We start from the raw sequence: 1,511 nt of genomic DNA, 5'->3' as shown, positions 1-1,511 counted from the left end.
ATTTTTAAATAAAAATATAATAAACAATATAATAAAAAATTATAATTGGAAATGATATGTCATGGGAATTACTGATTATATTAAAACCAGATTATTGAATAATCGTGTGGAGCAGTACAACACCAAGCGCAGCTATTGGGGTGAAAATGAAAGGCAACCTAGAACGGATGGAATAAACACTGGTCTGGACTTGCCTGATGCACTTCCACCAGTAATTAATAAGACAATAGCCAACGCAAGATATGCAGTTAAACTTGACGGTTACACATCCGGAATTTTGAAAAACAGAATTGATAAAGCTAATGTTAATATTGTCCTGGTTGATAAGGAAAATAAATTATCAGCAGAAGATAAACTCACATTAATATTATGGGCAAGGAAAATCGACATCAGCCAGGTTGCAAAAAATATTCTTCAGGCGGGAATGGTGGATGGTGAGGGATTAATTAAACCGGTCGAGCGTTGGGATCAAAGTATCGGCAAATACATTAAACCTATCTTTTTAGAAATCGGAGCAACTGGTTACGGATTAAAGAAAGAATTTAATGATGATAATGAAGTGCAATTATATTTGCATGAGATGCCTAAAGATGTTGTTAACGGCTCTCCAGAAGATTTTAATAATTTTGTAAGTGTTGAGGAAGGCACATTAACTGTTAAGTATGAAGCAGATGAAGTTATTAACTTCATGTACAATGAGATATACTGCGAGGCTCAAAGCATTATCCTTAATTGTCTTGATGATATATACCACAAGTGCAACTTGGAGCGTAATCAGGTTGAGAGGATTAATAAGGATAATATTATTGAAGTAAAACCTTCACTTGATGCTAACGGTCAGCCTATAATTACTGAGCTTTCAAGCACAGCAAAGGAAAACTTGTATGCTGATTATGGAACTACTGCTGATAGTAATGTAGCTATTGTTCCTCCAGGAATAGAATCTAAAATACTTGGGGGTAACAACTACCAGTCAGATTATACAAGACAGACTGAAATCTTCAGGAATAATATCCTGAGAACTTTTGTGACTCCTCAGTCTCAGGCTGGTAATGAGAAATCCAATCAGAATGTGGCTGAGTACATTAACGATTCAGCTATAACTGGGTTTATTGTTAATGTTGCTAATGACCAGAAGTGGGTGTTGAAGTATTGTAATGAATTGTTAAATCGTCAGATGGAGTTGATGGGTGTTAATGATAATTATAATGTTTACTTTAGCTATTCAAGAGATGATGTTATTAAGTATGTTATGGAATTGGATGCTGAGGCAGATGAAATCTATGAGAATTATTTAAGTAACTTTGAAGATGAACAGCCTGTAGGGGAAAGAGTTCTCAGTGACAGTGGAGTTGAAATATAATAAATATTTATATAAAGTAAATAATAAAAAATATAATAAAGTGTGATTATTATGAAGCATGAACTTTTTGAAGTCGGATCATATGACTACTCCGACCTGGACGATAGACTTGACAAACCTGTAGAATGGACAGCAGACGATCTTAAAT

General features: G+C 34.3%; 1 protein-coding gene. It reads left to right on the top strand.

The features are described 5' to 3' along the window. The first annotated feature begins 61 nt into the window (after positions 1-61). A complete protein-coding gene (locus Q0138_RS07955; protein ID WP_297983108.1) occupies positions 62-1,363 on the top strand; it encodes a hypothetical protein in 1,302 nt (433 codons plus the stop codon). Positions 1,364-1,511 lie beyond the last annotated feature (148 nt).

The organism is uncultured Methanobrevibacter sp. (assembly GCF_937906425.1).
Lineage (GTDB): Archaea > Methanobacteriota > Methanobacteria > Methanobacteriales > Methanobacteriaceae > Methanobrevibacter.
The sequence above is the reverse complement of the archived record's forward strand: the minus strand, read 5'-3'. Positions and strand labels throughout refer to the sequence as shown.

What these genes read in the sequence shown, in the direction of transcription:
- Q0138_RS07955 (WP_297983108.1), top strand. Translation starts at nt 62, where the DNA reads ATGGGAATTACTGATTATATTAAAACCAGATTATTGAATAATCGTGTG.